The sequence below is a fragment of the Endozoicomonas arenosclerae genome (genome assembly GCF_001562015.1).
GTDB classification, from domain to species: domain Bacteria; phylum Pseudomonadota; class Gammaproteobacteria; order Pseudomonadales; family Endozoicomonadaceae; genus Endozoicomonas_A; species Endozoicomonas_A arenosclerae.
The window spans coordinates 1-23136 of the sequence record NZ_LASA01000036.1 but is presented as its reverse complement, the minus strand read 5'-3'; the positions used below and the strand labels follow the sequence as shown (position 1 = coordinate 23136).

Here is a 23136-nt window from a genome sequence, read left to right as displayed (position 1 = left end):
GGAACGGTATTTGAAGTGGCTGAGGGTTAGCTCAATCCAACGGTAACATTCGTCCTTGGAGTCCCAGCCGGGCTCCAGACAGTCTGCTTGTGAAAGGAGGCTTCTTACATCCTCCAGGGTTTTGATGAAATGGGTGTTCATGATGATTTTCATATCCTCATCATGAACGACAGTGCTGAAGTCGGCTCATTTCATGTTAGAAACCAGCCCCTTCTTCAGGCTCATTTCATATTGGAAGAGACTCAGGCTGCTTTAAGGTTGTTATTTCTGCCTATACTTCACGGCTTTATGAATAGCCTGTGTGGGTGATTCCATGACCAAAGCATGCGACCGGCTGACTGATGATGAATTAAACGCTTTCTGGATGCCTTTCAGTACTAATCGTTTGTATAAGGCTTCGCCACAGATACTCAGGGAAGCAGAAGGGCTGTATTTCAAATCAGACAGTGGACATCAAGTTCTGGATGCTGTCAGCGGTTTATGGTGCTGCAGTCTTGGGCATGGGAGAAAAGAGATAGCCGATGCCGTGTATCAGCAGCTTTGTACTCTGGATTATGCACCCAGTTATCAGCTTTCCCATGAATTACCCTTCAAGCTTTCCCGAAGGCTCCTGAATTATCTGCCCGATGATTTTAGTCAGGTGTTCTATGTGAACTCTGGCTCTGAAGCGGCTGAAACCGCTTTGAAGATGGCACTGGCTTATCATCAATTGTCGGGAAAAACTGAAAAGGTTCGCTTGATTGGGCGTGAATTGGGATATCACGGTGCTGGCTTTGGGGCTATATCGGTGGGTGGAATACCCAATAATAGTCGCTTATTTCCCAATCAACTTCAGTTTACCGATCGGTTGCCTGTTGCCAGAGGCAATACTCCTTTCATTCAGGGAGAGCCCGAACAGGATGACACTCAGGCGGAAAAACTATTGGATCTGATTGACCAATATTCTGCCGATACAATTGCTGCAGTGATTGTTGAGCCGGTCAGTTGCTCCGGTGGCGTACTGATTCCTCCTAAAGGTTATCTAAAGAGACTCCGCGAAATATGCACAGAGCATGACATTCTGCTGATCGTCGATGAGGTGATTTGTGGTCTGGGCCGAATGGGACACCCTTTCGCAAGCTATGATCGATACGATGTGGTCCCGGACTTTATCACCACAGCGAAATCACTGGCCAATGGCGTGATTCCCCTGGGGGCGGTATTTATCCGATCCGGTATATACGACACATTTTTATCCAAGAGCGATACGCTGGTGGATTTCTTTCATGGTTATACCTTCTCTGCCAACCCTGCAGCCTGTTCGGCGGCTATGGCCTGTATGGATATTTGCGAAAGAGAAAATCTTTATCATCGGGTATCGGAGCTTGAAATTTACTGGCAGCAAGCGGTTCACAGCCTGAAAGGTTTGCCTCATGTGAAAGATATTCGAAACATCGGGTTGTTGGCTGGCATTGAACTGGAGTCCGCTCCTGATGAACTACCCGGTTATCGTACCTGGCAATTGTTTCGAAACTGTTTTGAGCAGGGATTACTGACCCGAGCTAACGGGGAAGTGCTGGCGCTTTGTCCTCCCTTAATCATTGAAACTGCTGACATTGATCGCATTGTGAGTCTGATTTCTGATGAGCTGCGCAAGTTAAAGTAGCTTATTGTGTTCTCTGTCTATACTTGAATCCTCATTTTCCAGTGTGGTCTCCGGTATGTCAGTCAGTCGTCAGAATTTTATTGGTGGAGCAGGCAGGGATGGTTCCAGTGGCAGGATGATAAAAGTCTTTAACCCTGCCACTGAAGATGAAACATGTCGTGTACCGGATTCATCATGGCAGGATGTGAATACTACAGTCAAAGTGGCAGAACAGGCTCTGGTTGACTGGAGAGATGTTCCACCAATCAGTCGGTGCCGGATTCTTATGCGGTTTCGTGAACTGCTTGAGAAAAATCGCAGTGAGATTTCTGGTTGGATATCCAAAGAGCACGGTAAAACGCGGGAAGATGCCAGTGCAGAACTCAGCAGGGCTATCGACGTACTGGAGTTTTCCTGTGGTATTCCTCAACTCCTCAAAGGGGAGCATTCGCATCATGCGGCCCGAGATATTGATTGCTGGTCGATGATGTTGCCTGTGGGGGTTTGCGCCGGTATTACTCCCTTCAACTTCCCTGCGATGGTGCCTCTTTGGATGGTTTCCATTGCATTGGCCTGTGGCAACACCTTTATCCTTAAACCTTCCGAAAAAGACCCCTCAGCCCCTGCTATTTTCCCGGAATTGCTCAAGGAGGCCGGATTGCCGGATGGTGTCTTCAATGTGGTGCATGGTTCCGCCGAGAGTGTTAATGCCATTCTGGATCATCCCGGGATCGGTGCGGTGAGTTTTGTGGGTTCTACTCCCGTAGCAAAACATGTTTACGAAAGAGGCTCTGCTGCTGGCAAGAGAGTTCAGGCATTGGGTGGAGCCAAAAATCATGCTGTGGTGTTACCCGATGCTGATATGGATATGGTCGCCGATCAACTGGCTGGTGCAGCTTATGGCAGTGCAGGGGAGCGCTGCATGGCTATTTCTGTGGTAGTCGCTGTGGGTGATGAAGTTGGCGACCAACTGGCTGAAAGATTAAGTGAGCACGCCCGTAGCCTGAAAGTGGGAGCTTTTGATACCCAGCCAGATCTGGGTCCCCTGATTACTATGGAGCACCGGGAAAAAGTCTTGGGGCTTGTTGATTCTGGCGTTAAGGAAGGAGCCAGGCTGTTAGTGGACGGGCGGGAAGCTTCTTTTGAGCGTGGAAGCTTTCTTGCCCCCTGTCTGTTTGACTATGTCGAGCAGGATATGGCCATCTATCAGCAGGAAATTTTTGGTCCGGTACTCTGTATTGTCAGAGTTTCCAACTATCAGCAAGCACTGGATCTGATTGCTTCCAATCAATACGGCAATGGCAGTGCAATATTTACAGGCTCAGGGAAGCTGGCAAGGCATTTCTGTGAACATGCTGATACCGGGATGGTAGGGGTTAATGTTCCGATTCCTGTGCCAGTGGCCTGGCATTGCTTCGGCGGCATTAAGCAGTCTCTGTTTGGTCCTCTTCATATGCATGGTCCCGATGGTGTCCGGTTCTTCACCCGAATGAGAACAGTCACCGCACGCTGGCCTGAGAATCTGATCGGGCAGCGAGACGCAAACCTGAATATCCCTGAGGTGAAATAGCCCGCAGGGGTATTAAACGATGAGCCAGTACATTGTCATTGTTCTGTATTTTCTGGGGCTGGGAATACTCGGGTACATAGCCGCAAGGCGGCTAAACGGCCTGGATGACTTTTTTACCGGTGGCAAGCGACTGGGATTTTGGGTCACAGCGCTTTCCACCCAGGCTACAGGCGAGTCAGCCTGGTTGTTGCTGGGCCTTACAGGGCTGGGAGCCATGGTTGGGCTCAGTGCTTTTTGGGTGGTGGTTGGTGAGCTGGCCGGAGTAGGGGTGGCCTGGTTCCTGATGGCATCACCCTTTCATAAAGCGTCGGAACGGTGTCAGGCACTGACAACAACCGACTATCTGCTTCATCGCTTTCCAAAATATGCAGAAGCTATCCGGTGTGTTTCCGTTATTACCCTGGTGCTGTTCTGTACGGTTTACGCTGCTGCAGAGATTGATGCCACAGGGGCTGTTCTCGAACATGCTTTGGGTTGGAACTATCACGCAGGCGTTCTGACCGGCTTTCTGGTGGTGACACTCTATTGTGCTTTTGGCGGGTTTCTTGCGGTGGCCTGGACGGACTGTGTGCAGGGCATGATGATGATGCTTGCTTTGCTCTTACTGCCTCTGATGGCCTGGTGGAGCATGAACCTGCCAGATGGATTGTTTACCTCCCTTGCGAATATTGATTCTGCTCTTTTGACTGCATTGGGTCCTGGAGATCCCGTAATAAAAGGGCTGGAGATTGTAGGGTTAGTGGCTATTGGTCTTGGCTTTGTCGGGACACCGCATATCTTCACCCGATTTCTGGCAGTGAAAAGTCATGATGAAATTCGTCACGGTCGTTGGGTGGCGATTGTTTATACATTATTGGCTGATTCTGCAGCGGTTTTGGCTGGAATGTTGGGCAGGGTGCTGTTTACTTCGGCGGAACAATCGCCGCATTTGATTCTGGGTAATGGCGGTCAAAATATATTGCCCATGATGACCGAGGCATTTTTTCCCATGTTTATTGTGGGGTTTTACATTGCCGCCATTCTGGCGGCTATCATGTCAACTTTTTCATCCCTTCTTCTCCAGGCAACCAGCAGTGTCACTTGTGACTGGTTGTATTTTCACCAGAGGCATCAGTTAACCGGATCGGAAGCCCGGCGGCACTCCCGAAACATTACCTGGGGTTTAGCCATGGTGGCGTTGGTTCTGGCAGTGTCGGTCACACGCTTTCTCCCTGAGCACACTATCTTCTGGTTTGCTGTATTTGGCATGTCGGGAATTACAGCAACGTTTTCTCCAATGATAATTCTGGCTATGTTCTGGAAGGGGTTCTCTTCAGCAGGTGCTCTGGCAGCCATGATCTCCGGTGCCGTGATGATTCTGGTGGGCAAGTTGTGGCTTCAGCAGCTGGATGATGTTGGTATCTACTTTCAGGCTCTGGAAACCTTACCCCTGGCTTTTGCTGCTTCACTGTTGTCCGGATGGTTGGCCAGTCTGGTCTGGCCTGATGAGGCTTCGGTACTGGTCACAGAGCCATAAAGATTTTTTGGCGAGATACTCTTCTCTGGCTGATGCGCCTCGAGCTGAGCCCGCTTGCTGACATTACTGGCAGGAAGTGCTACATCTAACGAAAACAAAAACAACGGATTCAATAAGATGTCATTTCCCTTCGGTTTTGATCTCAAGCTGCTTGAAGTATTTGTAGAAGTGGTCAAAACCGGCAATATGTCCCTGGCTGCCCAGAGATTGAGTGTAACTCAGTCGTCTATCTCGCAATCCATCTCCAATCTGGAGAGTGAACTCAATGTTCAATTGTTGAATCGTTCTGTTCGACCCATACAAGTCACTGCAAATGGACGTTACTTCTTTGATCGAAGCGTGCGCTTGTTGGAAGAAGCCAGGCAGACCAGCCAAAATCTGCGGGCAGGCCATATTCAGCAAATAGATCAGGTTCGAATTGCGCTGGTAGACTCCATGGTGTCCGCTTTTGGCCAGCCCCTTCTGGATACTATTAAGAAACATACCAGGGACTGGAGTATTACCACCGGGCTCTCCCATGTTCACGCCCAGCGACTGCTGTCCCACGATGTTGATATTATTATTTCTGATGATGCAGTGAATCACAGTGATGAACTGTCTCGCTATCCTATCCTTCGGGAGCCTCTGCTACTGGTTGTACCCAGCAGCTATTCCTTTCAGCCCGGAGAGTTTGTCAGTTTGCAGGACAATCTTGAGATGGCTCGATACCCGGAGCACTCCCTGATTGGCCAGACCATTGAACGTCAGCTCACCCGTCTGCAGTTAAATCCCGGGAAAAAGCTTCGACTGGATAATACTTTTGCCATCATCAGTATGGTGGCCGCCGAACGCTGCTGGACCATCACTTCTCCCCTCTGTCTTTATCAATGTCTGAAATGGGCTCGGGGCAGGGTGCAGGTTCTTCCTTTGCCTGCCTATGTGGATTACAGGGAGCTGACGCTGGTTTGTCGTCGTTATGACTTATGGAATCTGCCGGAAGAGATTGCTGCAAAGAGTCGAACCGTGTTGCAGCAGGAAATCATTCCTGAACTGATCAACTGGGTACCCTGGCTTGATAGTTGCTTGACTACAATAGAGCTCTCTCACCCTACTATTAGAAGGGCTAATAGTATGGCTTTATGAAAAATGATGCTGTTTGTTCTGAACTGTGACTGTTTATAGACTGCAGTTCGGCAGTACATCAAACAATAAGAAAAAGGTACTTCACATGCTCGACACCAGCTCCCCTCCTTCAACCAGCTCCGTTGAATATGAACAGGTTTCAGATGACTATCTGAAGCAGAGACAACTCAAGAAAGGGACAGCAGGCTGGCTGGTTCTGGCCGGGCTGGGAGTTTCCTACGTAATCTCCGGAGATTTTGCTGGCTGGAACTTCGGGCTGGAACAGGGTGGTTTTGGTGGCATGCTCCTGGCCACGATTGTTATGGCGATTATGTATACCTTTATGGTGTTGTCATTGGCAGAGTTATCTTCCTCTCTGCCTACTGCCGGTGGCGGTTATTCCTATGCCCGTCGTGCCATGGGCCCCTGGGGCGGGTATCTGACAGGCACTGCCATTCTTCTTGAATATGCGATTGCACCTGCAGCGATTGCCGTGTTCATAGGCGGCTATGTGAATGAGCTATTTGGTTGGGACGGGCCTCTGGTTTACGGTGCTTTCTATGCTGCATTTATTGGCCTGCACCTTTGGGGGGCGGGTGAAGCTCTCAAAATCATGATGGTGATTACCGGCCTGGCATGTTTGGCCATAGTCGTTTTTATTCTGGGAATGATTCCCGCCTTCAACTTCGACAATCTGTTTAATATTGCCGTGAATGCTGAAGCTAGCGGAGCTTCCACCTTCCTGCCTGAAGGTTATATAGGTATCTGGGCGGCTATCCCGTTTGCCATGTGGTTGTTCCTGGCAGTAGAAGGTGTTCCCCTGGCGGCTGAAGAAGCCACTGATCCCAAAAAGGATATGCCCAGAGGGATCATCACTGCCATGATCATTCTGTTGCTGTTTGGTGGTCTGGTATTGATTCTTGCCCCGGGTGCAGTGGGTGCAGAATATATGAAAGATCATGCAGCGCCGCTGGTGGGTGCTCTGCAACAGGTTTATGGTGAAGGCTCCTATATGGCGACCTTTGTGAACTTTGTGGGTCTGGCAGGTCTGATAGCTTCCTTCTTTTCTATTATTTATGCCTACTCCCGACAGGTATTTGCCTTGTCCAGGGCAGGCTATCTCCCCCGCTTTTTGTCAAAAACCGGAGAGAGGAAAGTGCCCACCATGGCACTGGTGATTCCGGGTGTCATTGGTTTCCTGCTGTCTTTGACCGGGGAAGGGGATCTGATGATCACCATGGCCGTTTTTGGTGCCACGATTTCCTACGCCATGATGACTCTGTCTCATATTATCCTGCGAGTTAAAGAACCAGAGCTGGAGCGTCCTTATAAAACTCCGGGTGGCGTCATGACTTCCGGGATCGCTTTTGCCCTGGCTATTGTTGCCTTTGTTTCTACCTTCCTGGTGAGCAAGGAAGCCGCTTTCTGGTCTGTGGTTTTCTACGCCGTGATGGTGGCTTATTTTGGTTTATACAGCCGACACCATCTGGTGGCTAAAGCGCCCGAAGAAGAATTTGAGGCCATCGCCAAAGCTGAGTCTGAACTGAGCTGAACGGATGGGCACCCTGGGTGCCCATCCCCTGAAGAATAAAAAGAACGAGTATTGATATGCAGAATCCCAGAGATGTGAGAACCATTGATGATGCTAAAAAGATTGTTGAAGAGAGAGGTCTCTCTCACATAAAAGTCGGTCTTTTCGATAATGATGGGATCATGCTCGGTAAGTACATGAGCAAGGCCAAGTTTTTTTCAGCTCTGGAAAGCGGCTTTGCCTTCTGCGACGTTATCCTGGGTTGGGACAGTAAAGACCAGCTCTATGACAATGTAAAATACACCGGCTGGCACACCGGGTATCCTGATGCCCCTGTCAGAATTATCCCTCACACCTGCCGCGAAATTCCTTTTGAGAATGGCATGCTGTTGTTTATGGCCGAATTCAAGGATCAGGCTGAAGCTCTGTGTCCCCGGGGCACTTTGAGGCGGGTTATCGAAAAAGCAGCGGATCTGGGCTTTGATGCTTATGCGGCTCTGGAATATGAATTTTTTATGTTCCAGGAGACTCCGGAATCTATACGGGAAAAAGGTTTTCGAAACCTCAAACCACTGACGCCTGACTGGTTTGGTTATTCCATGATAAGAAACTCAGCGCATTCCGATCTTTATCATCAGATTCTGGAAATGGCAGAGGTAATGGATTTTCCCATTGAAGGAATTCATACGGAGACCGGGCCGGGAGTTATTGAAGCTGCCATTACCGTTGATTCCGCTGAAAATGCTGCGGATAAAGCGGCACTGTTCAAAACATTCATGAAAGTACTTGCCCAGCGCAATGAACTCATGGCGACCTTCATGGCCAAGTGGTCACCCGATTATCCGGGACAAAGCGGTCATGTTCATTTGTCTCTGTTTAATAAAAAAGATGGGAAATCAGCGTTCTTTGACCCCAGTCAGAAACACAGTATCAGTCAGACACAGAGGCACTTTATTGCTGGTCTGCAGCGATTAATGCCTGAATTCCTGCCAATGCTGGCGCCTACTGTTAACAGTTACACCCGACTCATTCCGGGCTTCTGGGCACCCACCGACGCAACATGGGGCGTTGAAAACCGGACCACAGCATTGCGTGTCATTCCAGGCTCTGAAAAATCCCAGCGGGTGGAGTACCGACTGGGCTCTGCCGACGCCAATCCTTATCTGTCCCTTGCTGCAGCGCTGGCTTCTGGCCTTCAGGGCATCATTCACCAATGGGAGCCAGAGGAACAGGTGAAAGGCAATGCTTACGAGCAGGAGCATTCACCTGAACTGGCACTTCCTTCAACGCTTTGGGATGCCGCCCAAAAATTCAAGCAATCCGAAGCTGCCCGAACTATGTTTGGTGATGCTTTCGTTGAACACTATGCCGCCTCCAGAGAATGGGAAGAGCGGGAGTTCAGAAAGCATATTACGGATTGGGAAATGGATCGTTATTTCGAAATTATCTGATCACTTCCAACGGTTTTTAAAACAATGAATAAAACACAGATCACCCTTTCACCGGTGGATGGTTCAGTTTTTGTTGAGCGTCCACTGGCTGATGTTTCGCAAATCAATAAGGCTTTGACTCAGGCTGAAAAAGCTCAGCGTGATTGGCAGAATACCGCTCTTGAGGCGCGGCAAAGAATTTGCAGCAAAGCTGTGGATATCTTTGTTAGCCAGAAAGACGACATTGCCAGTGAAATAACCTGGCAGATGGGCAGACCCATCAAATACTCTACCGGTGAGGTGGCTGGGCTTGAAGAACGAGCCCGCTATATGATTGAGGCTTCCAGTGAAGCTTTGAAGCCCATCACCGTATCTGAAAAAGAGGGGTTTACCCGGTACATCTGCAAGGAAGCTCTGGGGGTAGTACTGGTTATTGCTCCGTGGAACTACCCGTATTTGACAGCAATCAACAGCATTATGCCCGCACTGCTGGCAGGTAATGCAGTACTGTTGAAACATTCTGCTCAAACCCCTCTCTGTGCTGAACGAATGGCTCAGGCGTTTCTTGAAGCGGGTCTGCCTGAAGGCCTTTTTCAGTACCTGCATATGTCCCATGAAAATACCGAGTACCTGATTCAGTCTGATGCTGTTAAACATGTGGCCTTTACAGGCTCAGTTCCCGCTGGTGCCATCGTAGAAAAAGCGGCTGCCGGACGATTCATTGGTATGGGGTTGGAGCTGGGTGGAAAAGACCCCGCTTATGTCAGAGCGGATGCTGATCTGGATGCAGCGGCGGACACGGTCATAGATGGTGCTTTCTTTAACTCTGGCCAGTCCTGCTGTGGCATCGAAAGAGTGTATGTCCATCAAGATGTCTATGACGCATTTGTTGAAAAGGCTGTAGCGTTAGTGCAGCAATATCGCCTCGGACGGCCTGATGATCCTGAAACCACTCTGGGCCCGCTAGTGAAAAGCAGTGCTGCAGATTTTGTCAGAGAACAGGTAGAAGAAGCGGTTTCACAAGGTGCTGTTGCTCATATTGATCCAACCCATTTTCCAAAGCATGAGCCGGGTACGCCCTATCTGGCGCCCCAGTTGCTCACTCAAGTGAATCACGATATGCGGGTGATGACGGAAGAGAGTTTCGGTCCGGTATTGGGGGTTCAGAAAGTTTCCTCCGATGAAGAAGCGGTCAGTCTGATGAACGATAGCGAGTTTGGACTGACTGCTTCCATCTTCTCCAGGGATATTGAGCGGGCGGTTGAACTGGGTCAACAAGTTCAAACAGGCACTTTCTTTGTCAATCGTTGTGACTATCTTGATCCGGCTCTGGCGTGGACTGGCATTAAAAACTCAGGGCGGGGTTGCACTCTGTCGGTGTTGGGTTTTGATGCCCTGACTCGACCCAAATCTTTCCATATCAAGCACGGTTAATGCGGTAAGGAGACGTAACATGAGTATTGATAAGTACACTGCAAACTGGAATTTTCCGACCGCTATCCGTGCCGGTGCTGGTCGTATTAAAGATTTGCCCGCTGCCTGTATTGAACTGAGGATGAAGAATCCAATTATTGTTACCGATCCGGGATTGTCTGAGTTGCCCATGATTCAAGAGGCCCGGACGCTTGTCAGTTCTGCGCTTCTGGGGTGTGGGCTGTTTTCGGGGATCAAGGGCAATCCAACCGGTGATAATGTGTCAGCCGGTGTGGCTGCCTGCAAGGAAGGTGATCATGATGGCGTAATCGCTTTTGGCGGAGGCTCTGCCTTGGATGCAGGCAAGGCCATAGCCTTGATGGTTGGGCAGAGTCGTCCGATCTGGGATTTTGAAGATGTGGGTGATAACTACCTGAGAGTGAATGAACAGGGGATGTTACCTATTGTGGCCGTGCCTACCACTGCGGGTACCGGTTCGGAGGTTGGACGTTCTTCAGTGATTACCCATCAGGATGAGCAGGTAAAAAAGATCATTTTTCATCCTGGGATGCTGCCTGGTATCGTGCTTCTTGATGCAGAGTTGACCTGTGGCCTGCCTGCCAAACTTACCGCTGCTACCGGAATCGATGCACTGTCCCATAATCTGGAGGCTTATTGCTCGCCTTTCCATCACCCTATGGCCCAGGGTATCGCACTGGAAGGCATTCGTCTGGTAAAAGGCTATCTGCCCAGAGCTGTTGCCGAAGGTAATGATCTTGAGGCCAGACACCAGATGCTGGTGGCTTCAAGTATGGGCGCAACAGCCTTTCAGAAAGGTCTGGGTGGTATGCATGCCCTGGCACATCCTCTGGGAGCTTTATACGACGCTCATCATGGATTGTTGAATGCCATTCTGATGCCTTATGTTCTGAAGGCAAATAAAACAGCCATAAGCGACAAACTGGCTGCGCTCAGTCGATATCTTGATTTGCCTGCTCCGGGCTTTGACTCTTTTTTCAACTGGGTGATAGAGCTCAGGCAACAGCTGAAAATTCCCAATACACTGGCTGAAATCGGTATTGATGACCGGCAGCTGGATAAAGTCGGGCGCATGGCGTTTGTAGATCCTTCTGCATCCGGAAACCCAATCCCTTTTTCTGCGGCTGAATATCAACAGATATGTCAGGATGCTATTCAAGGAGATCTGTGATGAAAGTCGGTTTGCTGTTGTGTGATGACGTGACACCGGTTCTGCAGAAAGCTCACAAAAATTATCCGGACATGTTTCTGGCATTGCTGAGAAAGCAGGAGCCTGAACTGGAAATGGTCACCTACCGGGTACTGGATGGTGAGCTTCCTGAAAACACCAGTGAATGTGACTGCTGGATAATTTCAGGCAGTCGTCACAGTGCTTATGACTCTTTTTCATGGATATCTTTACTGGAAGTGTTCGTAAGGAAGTTATACGAAGATCGTTGCAAGCTGGCTGGTATCTGCTTTGGTCATCAGGTAATGGCAAACAGTCTTGGAGGGAAAGTGGAGCTGGCTGAGAAAGGATGGGGGGTTGGTATGTCTTACAACCGAATCACCCAGGAATCCAGCTGGATGCAGCCTGCTGCTCAGGACTTCAAATTACTGGTCAGCCACAGGGATCAGGTCACTCACCTGCCATCTTCAGCGAAAGTGCTGGCCAGCAGTGATTTTTGTCCCAATTATATGCTGCAGTATGGAGATTGTTTTCTCAGTATTCAGGGGCACCCGGAGTTCAGTAAGTCCTACTCTGCAGACTTGATGAATTCACGCCGGGAATCCATTCCCGAGGACAGAATACTCAAGGGGATGGATTCACTGACAGACGATCCCGACAGTGATCTGATTGCCCAATGGATCATGCAGTTTTTCAGGCAGAAACTATGATCTCACCTTAATCTGGAGACTTGAAAAAACTATGGGCTCTTGATGAAAGTTGAGAGCAACGACATGTTAAATAAAGCTTTTGGGGTAATTAAAAAATAATTTACTAATCAGATGGTTACATTAATTCTTGAGGTGCTGAAACAAACGGCTACGTTTTAGCAACAGTAGTCTTATTCCGGTTTGGCGTATGATGTCAGCCAGTTACCAACAATTCAGGGAATTCTCTGGTTGTTTTCTGAGTATGATTCTCATTGCCCTGAGGAAGTTAAAGTCAATCTGAAATGGATTGAGTCGATGTAACCCGGTTGCATTGGCCAACAGAATAACATTATGTTTTTAGATCAATATTGTACCGAGCTGGAAAATAGCCAATTCTCTTTTACTCGTCAGCAGTCCAGTGATTTTGCCAAGAATATCGCCAATGACTTCAATCCGCTGCACGATGTGGACACCAAGAAATTCTGTGTGCCAGGGGATCTTCTGTTTGCCAGGATTTTGAGCTCTGAAGGGCTGTACCCCAATATGAGGGTGACTTTCAGCGGTATGGTCAGCGACGGTGTTGCCCTGACAATCCATGATGCCGACAATGGTGACAAGATTCTCTGTGACCAGAATGAGAAGGAGTACCTTCGTGTTGAGCACAGCGGTGAGCAAAGTAACAATGCTGACCTGATTGCAAAGCTGGTCAAGACTTATGTGGCGTTTTCAGGTGAGAACTTCCCCCATGTGCTGGTCCCATTGATGAAAGAGAAGAACGTCATGATTAATGTGGCGCGTCCTCTGGTCATCTACGAAACCATGTCGGTGCACCTGGAAACCGTTGATCTGAAAGACCCTGTCATTGAAGCTTCCCAGTCCCACCTTGAAGTAAATGGCAAGCGGGGTAATGTTACCCTGGGCTTTATCTTCAAGGATGGAGGCAAGGTGGTGGGTGAAGGCAAGAAGACTATGGTACTTGCTAACCTCCGCGAATACGATCAACCTACCATCGATGCGCTGGTTGACGAGTACAATCGTCGCCGGATAGAACACGCAGCTTAATTTTCGCACTAAATCGCCTTCCGGGAGCCTATTCGGCTCCCATCATTCTGTTATACTCCCGAATCCGCCAAGGAAGACAATAGAGAGCCTGTCTGAAAGTAAGCAGACAGCTCCTCAAGCTTCAGGATAAGAACCAGAGAGTAGCCGATAGAAAGGACAGAGAGTCATGCCTGCATACCGTTCAAGAATCTCGACTCATGGTCGTAATATGGCTGGAGCCCGCTCGCTTTGGCGTGCTACGGGTATGAAGGATGATGACTTCAAAAAGCCTATTATTGCCGTCGCCAACTCTTTTACCCAGTTCGTTCCCGGTCATGTTCACCTGAAAGACATGGGGCAGCTGGTCGCCAGAGAGATTGAAAAGCACGGTGGTGTAGCAAAAGAATTCAATACCATCGCCGTCGATGATGGCATCGCCATGGGCCATGATGGCATGCTTTATTCCCTGCCCAGCAGGGATATTATTGCCGACTCCGTTGAGTACATGGTTAATGCCCATACGGCTGATGCTCTGGTCTGTATTTCCAACTGTGACAAAATCACACCGGGAATGCTGAATGCCGCCATGCGACTGAATATCCCGGTGATTTTTGTTTCCGGTGGTCCTATGGAAGCCGGTAAGACCAAGCTGGCGCAGCACGGCCTGGATCTGGTGGATGCCATGGTGATTGCAGCATCTGATGCAGACGATGAAACCGTTGCTGAGTATGAGCGCTCTGCATGCCCAACCTGTGGTTCCTGTTCCGGTATGTTTACCGCCAACTCCATGAACTGTTTGACAGAAGCCCTGGGTCTGTCATTACCAGGCAATGGTTCCATGCTGGCTACTCATGCGGACCGCAAGCAGTTGTTCCTGGAAGCCGGTCGTCGCATTGTAGATATCACCAAGCGTTACTACGAACAGGATGATGAGTCTGTTCTGCCTCGTAATATTGCCAGCTACAAGGCATTTGAAAATGCCATGAGCCTTGATATTGCCATGGGTGGTTCCACTAATACTATTTTGCACTTGCTGGCGGCTGCTCAGGAAGCCAGTATTGATTTCAATATGAAGGACATTGATGCCCTGTCGCGCAAAGTCCCTCAGCTGTGTAAGGTGGCACCTAATATCCAGAAATACCATATGGAAGACGTACATCGTGCTGGTGGTGTGTTTGGAATTCTGGGTGAGCTTGACCGTGCAGGACTTTTAAACAGTGACATTCCAACCGTTCACAGCGAAACCGTTGCAGCGGGTCTGGCCAAATGGGATATCAAACTCACCGATGATGAGTCAGTCCTGACCTTCTTTAAAGCCGGTCCTGCCGGCATTCGTACGACAGAAGCATTCAGTCAGGAAACCCGTTGGCCAACCCTGGATGATGATCGTGAATCCGGTTGTATCCGTGCTCTGGAGCATGCATACAGCACTGAAGGTGGCCTGGCTGTTCTAACCGGAAATATCGCACTGGATGGCTGTGTAGTGAAAACATCCGGTGTGGACGACAGTATTCTGGTGTTTGAAGGTCCCGCCCATATCTGTGAAAGCCAGGAAGATGCGGTCAGCGATATTCTTGAAGATCGGGTGAAGTCCGGTGATGTCGTTATCGTTCGTTATGAAGGACCCAAAGGTGGACCGGGTATGCAGGAAATGCTGTACCCAACAAGTTACCTGAAGTCCAAAGGTCTCGGTAAAGAGTGTGCTCTACTGACTGACGGTCGTTTCTCCGGTGGTACTTCCGGCCTTTCCATTGGCCATGCTTCTCCGGAAGCAGCTGGTGGCGGTAATATCGGTCTGGTTGAGAAGGGCGATATCATCCGTATTGATATCCCTAACCGTACCATTGACGTACAGTTGACTGATGAAGAGTTAGCGGAGCGTCGAACTCAGATGGAAGCAAAAGGCAAAGATGCCTGGAAACCTTTGAAGGCTCGTCCTCGCAAGGTTTCTGCAGCCCTGAAAGCTTATGCGGCCATGGTTACCAGCGCCGATAAGGGTGCTATCAGAGATGTTTCTCTGTTGGACTAATAGTCCTCTTCAAAGTGGGGAGAGTGATTACTTCCTCCCCCCCACTTTTATGTATTTCTACCTTTCGAAGATGGGTGTTTAGCACTTAAACGCCTATGGCTTTACATCATTAAAATTCGCAGCGCGACCAGTATCAATAACCCCCCACATAAACGACTGACCAGAGTCGCCCTTTTTCTCAAGGCTGGAAGAATGCTGGAGTGTCCAGCGACTCCGGCAATCAGGCAATACCAGAGCCCGTCACACAATGTAGCCATAAGAGCCATGAGTAATTGAGTGGTCAAAGTGGTTTCTGGCGTGACGAACTGACTGAACAGAGCCAGAAAAAACACTGCGATTTTTGGGTTGAGAAAGGAAATCAGGAAGCCATCCAGCGCCGCCTGACGACGTGACAGAGTGGAGTTTGTTTCCGATACCTCACCAATAAAACTGCCACTGGAGCGGATTGACTTGTAACCCAGCCAGGCCAGATAGGCCGCTCCAGACCAGGTCATTAGTTTGAAAAGCCAGGGTGTCTGAGTAATGACTACCGCTATGCCTGCGGCTACAAGAAAAGCATAGATACCGATACCCGCTGCATGGGCAATGGCAGTAATCAGGCCGTGGTTCCTTGAGCCTTGCAGGGTGCTTTTCATGACGGCTGCAAGACTGGGGCCCGGTGATATAGCCCCAAGAATGCAGATGGCCAGAAGAGATAACCAGGACGATGCGCTCATAAATTCGACTTCAGCTCAAAAAACCGCGAAGTATAAGAGATAAGCCCTGAAAGTTCATAATGCCGCTTTGACTCATGAAACTATTAGAGTGAAGCTCGACACATTATGAACTTTCAGGCCTATAGGTTACTCAGAAAGAGAATCAGGATCAGACCCGGACAAATGGTTCTGATATACCAGGGCCATACCTTCCAGAACAGACTCTGCTTGATTTCAGGGAACCCCCGGCTGAGCTCTGCCAGTAAACGGTTTTGCCGCATGATCCAACTGCCAAAAATAGCAATCATGAAGCAAAGCATGGGTTGCAGGTATTGAGTAGCGACCTTAACGGCAAGACCCAGAAGCGTTTCTACGTGGTAAATGATGAACACCGAAATACAAGCTGACAATAGGGTGATGCACCAGCTGGCTCTGTGACGTCTGAAAGATACCTTTTCGACCAGACAGGCCACTGTAGGTTCTATTAGGGAAATAGAAGACGTCAGTGCAGCAATGACTAATAGAACGAAAAAGGCCATGGCCACCAGTTGACCCAGAATACCCAGTTGGGTGAACAGAGTGGGTAATACATTGAACACCAGGGTGTCGGCACTGTGAAGCTGGCCATTGGCTGCGTAGATTTCTATACCCTGTTGCATGGCTGCATACATGCAGGGAATGATGAGCATACCGGCCAGAAAGGCTACGGAACTATCGACCAGGGCCACCTGAAAGGCAGTCAGAGGAAGATTGGCTTTCTTGTTCAGGTAAGAGCCGTACACCATCATGCAGCCCACTCCCAAAGACATGGAAAAGAAGGACTGACCCAGAGCTGATATCAGCAGCTGCTGATTAAGCAGTTTTGAGAAGTCAGGAATCAGATAAACCTTCAGACCTTCCAGCCCTCCGGGTCTGGAGAGCGCAAACATTATAAGGACAGAAAGAATAATGAACAGTGCGGGCATCAGCCTGTTACACCATCTCTCAATACCGTTTTTAACTCCACCGGTCACAATCAGTGTGGTTAAAATCATGAAGATCAGAGTGACCAGTACCGTTGAATAAAAGTTGAAGTCAGTCAGCCAGCTGGCTATCCCGTGAAAACCGGTGATCTCAAAGACCGGGGCCAGTGAGAAACCCACAAACCAGCCACCCACAATGCTGTAAAAGCTATAGATCAGTGTCAGGGTAATAAGGCCCATGATACTGGTGATCAATCCCAGTTTGTTAATCCAAGCGTTGTTGCTCAGTCCGGTCATGGCTGTCACAGAGTTTGATTGGCTGTATCGGCCAATGGTGAGCTCTGCAACCAGAGTGGGATAAGCGAGTATGAATGAGAAGCAGAGATAGACCAGAACAAAGGCAGCTCCACCATTCTGGGCTGTCTGGGTTGGAAAACTCCAGATGTTTCCTACACCCACAGCGCAGCCTGCAGCTGCAATAATGAATCCCAGTCTGCTGCTGAATTGACCTCGACGGCTGGAGTTGGCCTCAATGCTGTTACAGACTTCTGGCAAGGTAAGCCTCCTGTTATCAGGCATTCCATTAATGGGTTATTGATGGACTTATTGTAGAGAGCAGTTTCTCTTAGCTCAGATTCAGGTCTAATGACCTTTTTGCTAATTCATCTTAGCTTTGCGTGAGGTGAGAATCTGCGGGTCAGCAAACCTCAAAACTATAGCAGTGATTCTGAGGTTTGCTTTGTACCTTTCTACCCGGGAATTCAGCTCATACTGGCTCTGTTACTGCTCTCACGGCTCAGTGTGAGCTGAATTGAGGCTTCAGGTTATTTGTTAGGGCGGATAAAGAGCAGAGGCTTGCCTTTTTCCAACAGGTAAGGGTAGGCAATGGTTTTATTATCATCACCGATACCGACTTCGTTGGGAGCCATATAGAAGTAAACCCATCCTGGCAGGCGGGCACTCAGCTTCTGATAGAAGACATTTTCGCTGATGCTTTGCAGACCCTCGCCCTCGGTGATAGACAATCTTGGGAAGGAGTCGTCATCCATGGCTGAAAAATACCAGGAGGGTTCTCCCGCCATACTGAAGTATGAGTAGAAAGGTGCCCGATCTACTGGTCTTGGAACCGGTACATAAAGGCTCAGAACACAGTTCATTCGTGCAAATGAGCAATTGGCACCGGTCTGTTCCAGATACCACTGTTTAAAGGCCAGACCATTGTGTTGGTATGGCGTCTTAACAGGCTTGTACTTGTAATTCATGTCATTCAGGATGGTCAGGGCCGAGCGGGTGAGCATCAGCTCAAGTGTTTCCCTGGCTTCAATCTCGTCTTTGGCCATGGCAATAGGCATCCAGGCAAAGACTCTATGATGGTCATAATGGCTGGCTCCCGGTACTGTCCATCCCCAGTAAAAATGCTCAAAAGCACCGTAAGGCTTGACGTTGACGCCCACTACACCGCTGGCGGCGCCGTAGGCCGGATGGGAGACGTTACCCAGCTTGTAATCCTGAAGCTTACCTTCCTTGTTGTAAGCTCCGGCAGGCAGCTGCTGGTCATGTACCTGTTTGCGCATGCCGCCGGCATAAGTCAGGTTTTTGGCCTTGGACCATTTTTCGTTATAGGCCCCTTTATGGTTCTTGCCTGGCATGTTTAGGGCACAGCCTGCTATCAGCAATGCAGCGGCTGCTCCCAGCAGGTTTCGGATGATCATATCCATACTCTCCTGTGCGCGGTTTCGGATCTCTCGAACCATCGGCCCTGTTATAGAAGCCTTTATAGAAGTTCATTGCTTGTTGCAAATGCTTCTAGTAGGAGGGGTTGTTTAGTACAATAGGAAATTATAAACGACTGATAAAAGGCAGATTGCTAGGTGTTTGTGAGGTAAGTAGTCCCTTACAGCCAGCTATTTGTCAACATCTACGGCAACGGAACCGCCAATTTCACTACCACCGAAGAGTGGGAAAAAAGGTACTAAGCAGGTCGCTTCAGACCGAGTGCCCCACTATATCTCGCCTACTGTCCAGCCTTATTGATTTGTATCTGGAGAATACCTTGGCCTACCGAGCGAAAGAGCTGTTCTACTTCGCTGATCTCAAGAAAGAGCTTGAGCAGGCATACTTGCTTTCTGACTCAGTGCTGAAGGTTGTCATTGATAGGTATATTGATGAGCTGTATGAAGCAGAGGAAGCCTTCACGCCCGTTGAGTCTGTAGAGGACGCTAAGCATCTGATGGCCTACACAGATAAAGTCAGGGCTGAGTGCAGGGTGCCTAGTCCCTTAATGCAGGCTTCAAAACAGGTGGCTGCTGATGCCTGCAAGCCTGCTATCCCTGATATTTATGAACTGTTTAACCAGTATTGTGAATGGAATGTCAGGCATAAGAAGTGGAAGGAGGGTAGAGCAGACCGTAATACCAAAGATTACAAGGTGGACTTGAAGAAGTTCGTTGACCTCGTAGGAAACAAGGACGTAAGGGACTATCAGAAGCAGGATGTTAGAGAGTTTAAGGATTGGTTGGTCAGTCATTACGACAAAAAGACCCCCACAACCAAACTGAAGAGAGTCTCTGCGTTCTTCTCATGGTTGGCCAAGGAGACTGACTACCTGCCTGCTTCAGTGTTCAAGGAAACAACAGGCTTATCTCACTTAAAGAGTCAGTCAGCCCATGCAGTTACCAGGGATGAAATGATTGAGATATTGAATAAGTCTGATGAGAAGTATGCAGACATATTGAGGCTCTATTACTTCACAGGATGCAGGACTGTAGAGCTTCTAGAGAAATACAGTTGGGAAACTGTGGATAATGTGAAGTGCCTGAGAATCACTGATGCTAAGACTGAGGCAGGCAATAGACACATCCCTCTTCACCACTCCATAGAGCATCTGTACGGGCTTGAAATTAAAGATACCGTACACAGAGGAGGTAAGCTTAATAAAGCTATCAGTGGACTGACTGAAAGACACTTAACCATCAACAGCTTTCGTCAGGGTATGGCTGACAGATTGAGGCAGGTAGAGAATTGTCCTTCTAACCTCCAGAACGCCATCATGGGGCACTCTCAGGAAGGCACAGGCGATAAGGTATACGGTGATGGGTGGAAGGCAATGGTCGTAAGAATGAAGGGTGTTATTGACCAGTTGGAGAGCCTGCAATGAGCCTTGTCAGTGTTGAGAACCAAGCAGCTAACCAGAAAGCTATGGATGAACTGACAGGCATCCTCAGTGAACAGGCTAGACGGGAAGAGCTTGCAGTTGAGCCTGAGATAATCAGTGATGACCACACAGTAGAAGATACTGAGATACCGCCTCATGGTGTAGGAAAACCATGCGTCGATGGTATTTCAAAGTTCATGTCCTTCAAGGCTTTAACTATTGGGTTCAACATCAACGTGAATTACATCATTAAAAATTACTTACCTGCTGAAAGCTTTGGTGTGATTTATGGAGCCAGTGAGTCTTTCAAGAGTTTTCATACAGTAGCTTGGGCAGCTGCAATTGCTTCAGGGAAAGCATGGAATGGGGCAAGCGTCAGGAAGTCTCCAGTGTTGTATGTAGCAGCTGAAGGTGGGCTAGGAGCTGCAAGGCGTGGCCGTGGCTGGGAACTTCAGTATAACCAAGGTGACCAGCTAGAGAATCTGTACGCTGTTCAGCAGCCTGTGTTCATGGGGAGTAATGAACAGGTAGCAGCATTGGCTAACACTGTAAGCATGATTGAGCGTCAGACTGGAGAGAAGGTTTCAACCATATTTCTTGATACTTTAGCTCGTTGCTTTGGCGGAGCTGATGAAAACCGTACAGCTGACATGAACCTCTTTGTGGCTGGCTGTGACAAGCTGAAGTCACTCACCGGAGCAACCATCGTTGTCGTTCATCATACTGGTAAGAATAAAGAGAAAGACGCTAGGGGCAGTAGTGCTCTGAGAGCTGCTTGTGACTTTGAATATTGTATTGAACGACCATCGAAAGGCATGTACTACACGCTCAGCTGTACCAAGGTGAAAGACTCAGAGCCACCAAAGACTCAAGCATTTGATATGAGTATTAAACATTTATTCAATGACCAAGATGGAGATGCAGTTACAACGCTTGTTCCTACTGTTGAAGGCAGAGAGCCTCCTGTAGAGGAGCCAGAAGAAAAGGCTATCAGGTTGACCGGTAACCATGAGGCTGTCTTGCAGGCTGTGAGGTCTCGTATGGCTTCTGGTGAGTCTACAGTACGCTCAGTTATTCGGGATGACTTGAAGGCTCAGGGGCTGAATACTAAGCATTTTCCGAGGTGGGTGGATAAGTTGTTGAATGATGAGCTTGTATCCCTTTCTGGAGAAGAGCTTAAGCTGATTTGTAAGAGCTGATGAACCCTGCCCACCCACTTGTTTTATATATATAGATGCAGTGGGTGGGCGCTAGATTTCAAGTTCTTGCAAGTAGTAGTACCTATTCGAAGAAACTGCCTGCCCACCCACTAAGTTTCCTTATATAAAACAAGTGGGTGGGTCGAGGTTGGATGGTTCAGTAAATGAACAATAAATAACCATTATGTTATTCCGTTCCATGTGTTTATATAAACAAATAGGTGCAACGGAATACTATGTTGATCGAAAATCAACCACCTCTCTCACTCCCCACTTCATCCTAGATAGGAAGCATTGGAGGTGTGGATTTAGTGAGAGAAGTGAGTATTAAAATCAAGCTACCCAGCTTCTTCTTTGTTGTCATCAGCTTTCTTTTCTGCTTGCTCCTCAGGCTTCTCTACAGGAAGTTTGCCGCCTCTGACTTTGATCTTTGACTTACCCTTGGGGAAAACCTCTGAGCCTTCTTTGTTCCACATAGCGATGTGAGTAGTTGACTGAGCGACCACTAAACCACCAAAGAGAGTATTACCCTTCTCATCTATAAGGAATGTACAACCCTTGTCTTCAGGTAGCTCTTTCAATTTACAGTGAAGAAAGCCTGACTTCTCATCTGTAGCAACCTTGTTACCGTAGAGCATCGCTGAATACGGAATGAATACTATGAAGAGTAGTACTACCAAGCCAATGTAGTAAATGGATGCTGTTAGAGCTGCAGCAATGCTTGGAAAGGCAACCCATTGAAAGACGCTGATTAGGTACTGAATGGTTTTTTTCTCTTTGACTTTACTGACTGTATTTTTAACTTCCTTCTCAAACTTTACAAAAGCAACCAGACCAAGCGTGACTACGAAAACGATGGCTGCTGGAATAGCCATCAGATACTTCTTCTCATTGACTGTCTCGAACACGTGCATAATGAAAGCTGTAATAGCTACGAATGAGCCTAACAGGTAGTCCTGAACAGTCTGAGGGAAAAAGCTATTACTAAGCCCATACTCTGAGAGATACCCAAGTTGGTAGTAGTAACCGATCAGGTAAAGGTATGCGATGATTAGTGGTAGTAAAGGCAGGTATTTTAAGAAGTTTGACTCTTTGCTCTTTCCGTCAGCCATGAGAACAGCCTTAAAGTTATCCTTGTTTTTGTGCTGCGTATAGTCTCAATCTTACTGGAAGAGGTCTACGACAAAGTAAGTGTGAAGTGGTGGGAAGGAGTGAGAAGGAGTGAGAAGGAGTAAGTTTTCTAGTCCCTTCCTATAGGAGGAAGAAAAAATAGTTCACTAGGGAAGGTGTGAACAAGTTCCTTGTGAGCTAATCTACCATCAGCTCATATTTGGAGTTCACCATGAAGAATCAGCTCACGTTTGCCGACTGCGAGTTCACCCAAAAAAAGCGACAGACTCGTAAAGAGAAGTTCTTACTCAGAATGGAGAAGCTGATTCCCTGGTCTCGATTAGAAGCCGTCATTGAGCCTTTTTATCCAAAGCCAGGTAATGGAAGACGCCCTTACCCGCTAGCAACCATGTTGCGTATTCACTGCTTACAACACTGGTACAGCCTGAGTGACCCAGCAATGGAAGATGCACTTTATGAGATAGCCTCAATGCGATTATTTGCAGGCTTATCTTTGGAGAACCCCATTCCTGATCACTCAACCATCTTGCACTTCCGGCACCTTTTGGAGAAGCACAAGCTTGGCCGTAAAATTTTTCAGGAGATTAATGAGTGGTTAATAAGTTCTGGCATTGTACTGAAGGAAGGCACTCTGGTGGACGCCACTATTATTGAGGCGCCTACATCCACCAAAAACCAAGCAGGTCAACGAGACCCTGAGATGCATCAAACCAAAAAGGGAAACCAGTGGCATTTTGGAATGAAAGCTCATATTGGTGTCGATGCCAGAACTGGGCTGACTCATAGTCTTTCAACTACGCCCGCAAATGACCATGACCTTAATCAAACTAAGAATTTATTGCAT

18 protein-coding genes are annotated in these 23136 nt (G+C 48.4%); 14 read left to right on the top strand and 4 right to left on the bottom strand.

Features of this window, described 5'->3' with window-relative positions; all coding sequences use genetic code 11:
- Positions 1 to 313 precede the first annotated feature (313 nt).
- From aptA to ilvD, 11 genes are all read left to right on the top strand, one after another.
- A complete protein-coding gene (aptA, locus tag WG89_RS02645; RefSeq protein ID WP_062260856.1) occupies positions 314 to 1645 on the top strand; it encodes an omega-aminotransferase AptA in 1332 nt (443 codons plus the stop codon).
- A gap of 55 nt (positions 1646 to 1700) precedes the next feature.
- On the top strand, positions 1701 to 3194 hold the full coding sequence (locus tag WG89_RS02640) for a CoA-acylating methylmalonate-semialdehyde dehydrogenase (protein ID WP_062260851.1): 1494 nt from the start codon (positions 1701 to 1703) through the stop codon (positions 3192 to 3194).
- Between the two features lie 19 nt (positions 3195 to 3213).
- Positions 3214 to 4710 carry a sodium/proline symporter gene (locus WG89_RS02635; RefSeq protein WP_062260849.1) on the top strand — a complete coding sequence of 499 codons (1497 nt, stop codon included), beginning with the start codon at positions 3214 to 3216 and terminating at the stop codon, positions 4708 to 4710.
- Positions 4711 to 4827: 117 nt separating this feature from the next.
- Positions 4828 to 5832 (top strand): LysR family transcriptional regulator, encoded by a 1005-nt coding sequence (locus WG89_RS02630; protein WP_079253616.1) that lies wholly within the window; start codon positions 4828 to 4830, stop codon positions 5830 to 5832.
- An 85-nt stretch (positions 5833 to 5917) separates the two neighbouring features.
- A complete protein-coding gene (eat, locus tag WG89_RS02625; protein ID WP_062260847.1) occupies positions 5918 to 7363 on the top strand; it encodes an ethanolamine permease in 1446 nt (481 codons plus the stop codon).
- 56 nt (positions 7364 to 7419) lie between these two features.
- Positions 7420 to 8793: a glutamine synthetase family protein gene (locus WG89_RS02620; RefSeq protein ID WP_062260845.1), complete on the top strand. Its 1374-nt coding sequence runs from the start codon at positions 7420 to 7422 to the stop codon at positions 8791 to 8793.
- 24 nt (positions 8794 to 8817) lie between these two features.
- Positions 8818 to 10206 (top strand): aldehyde dehydrogenase family protein, encoded by a 1389-nt coding sequence (locus WG89_RS02615; RefSeq protein ID WP_062260843.1) that lies wholly within the window; start codon positions 8818 to 8820, stop codon positions 10204 to 10206.
- A gap of 19 nt (positions 10207 to 10225) precedes the next feature.
- Positions 10226 to 11395 carry an iron-containing alcohol dehydrogenase gene (locus tag WG89_RS02610; RefSeq protein WP_062260841.1) on the top strand — a complete coding sequence of 390 codons (1170 nt, stop codon included), beginning with the start codon at positions 10226 to 10228 and terminating at the stop codon, positions 11393 to 11395.
- The gene (locus tag WG89_RS02605; protein ID WP_062260839.1) at positions 11395 to 12102 is read left to right on the top strand and encodes a glutamine amidotransferase-related protein; all 708 of its coding nucleotides are present in this window, start codon (positions 11395 to 11397) and stop codon (positions 12100 to 12102) included. The genes WG89_RS02610 and WG89_RS02605 overlap by 1 nt, the downstream gene beginning before the upstream one ends.
- 330 nt (positions 12103 to 12432) lie before the next feature.
- Positions 12433 to 13143: a DUF3581 family protein gene (locus WG89_RS02600; protein ID WP_062260837.1), complete on the top strand. Its 711-nt coding sequence runs from the start codon at positions 12433 to 12435 to the stop codon at positions 13141 to 13143.
- 166 nt (positions 13144 to 13309) lie between these two features.
- Positions 13310 to 15151 (top strand): dihydroxy-acid dehydratase, encoded by a 1842-nt coding sequence (ilvD, locus tag WG89_RS02595; RefSeq protein ID WP_062260835.1) that lies wholly within the window; start codon positions 13310 to 13312, stop codon positions 15149 to 15151.
- 101 nt (positions 15152 to 15252) lie between these two features.
- Here the strand turns inward: ilvD and WG89_RS02590 are convergent, their stop codons facing one another.
- From WG89_RS02590 to WG89_RS02580, 3 genes are all read right to left on the bottom strand, one after another.
- Positions 15253 to 15867: a LysE family translocator gene (locus WG89_RS02590; protein WP_062260833.1), complete on the bottom strand. Its 615-nt coding sequence runs from the start codon at positions 15865 to 15867 to the stop codon at positions 15253 to 15255.
- Positions 15868 to 15986: 119 nt separating this feature from the next.
- A complete protein-coding gene (locus WG89_RS02585) occupies positions 15987 to 17363 on the bottom strand; it encodes a sodium-dependent transporter (protein WP_216638422.1) in 1377 nt (458 codons plus the stop codon).
- A 269-nt stretch (positions 17364 to 17632) separates the two neighbouring features.
- A complete protein-coding gene (locus tag WG89_RS02580) occupies positions 17633 to 18526 on the bottom strand; it encodes a hypothetical protein (protein ID WP_062260830.1) in 894 nt (297 codons plus the stop codon).
- Between the two features lie 335 nt (positions 18527 to 18861).
- Between WG89_RS02580 and WG89_RS02575 the strand changes: the two genes are divergently transcribed.
- Positions 18862 to 19965: a site-specific integrase gene (locus WG89_RS02575; RefSeq protein WP_062260828.1), complete on the top strand. Its 1104-nt coding sequence runs from the start codon at positions 18862 to 18864 to the stop codon at positions 19963 to 19965.
- Entirely contained in the window at positions 19962 to 21161 is a 1200-nt protein-coding gene (locus WG89_RS02570; RefSeq protein ID WP_062260826.1) for an AAA family ATPase, read from the top strand. The genes WG89_RS02575 and WG89_RS02570 overlap by 4 nt, the downstream gene beginning before the upstream one ends.
- A gap of 338 nt (positions 21162 to 21499) precedes the next feature.
- Here the strand turns inward: WG89_RS02570 and WG89_RS02565 are convergent, their stop codons facing one another.
- Positions 21500 to 22273, bottom strand: a complete 774-nt coding sequence (locus WG89_RS02565) for a hypothetical protein (RefSeq protein WP_062260824.1) — start codon at positions 22271 to 22273, stop codon at positions 21500 to 21502.
- Between the two features lie 230 nt (positions 22274 to 22503).
- Between WG89_RS02565 and WG89_RS02560 the strand changes: the two genes are divergently transcribed.
- The coding region (locus tag WG89_RS02560; protein ID WP_062260822.1) for an IS5 family transposase at positions 22504 to 23136 on the top strand (633 nt) is incomplete at its 3' end.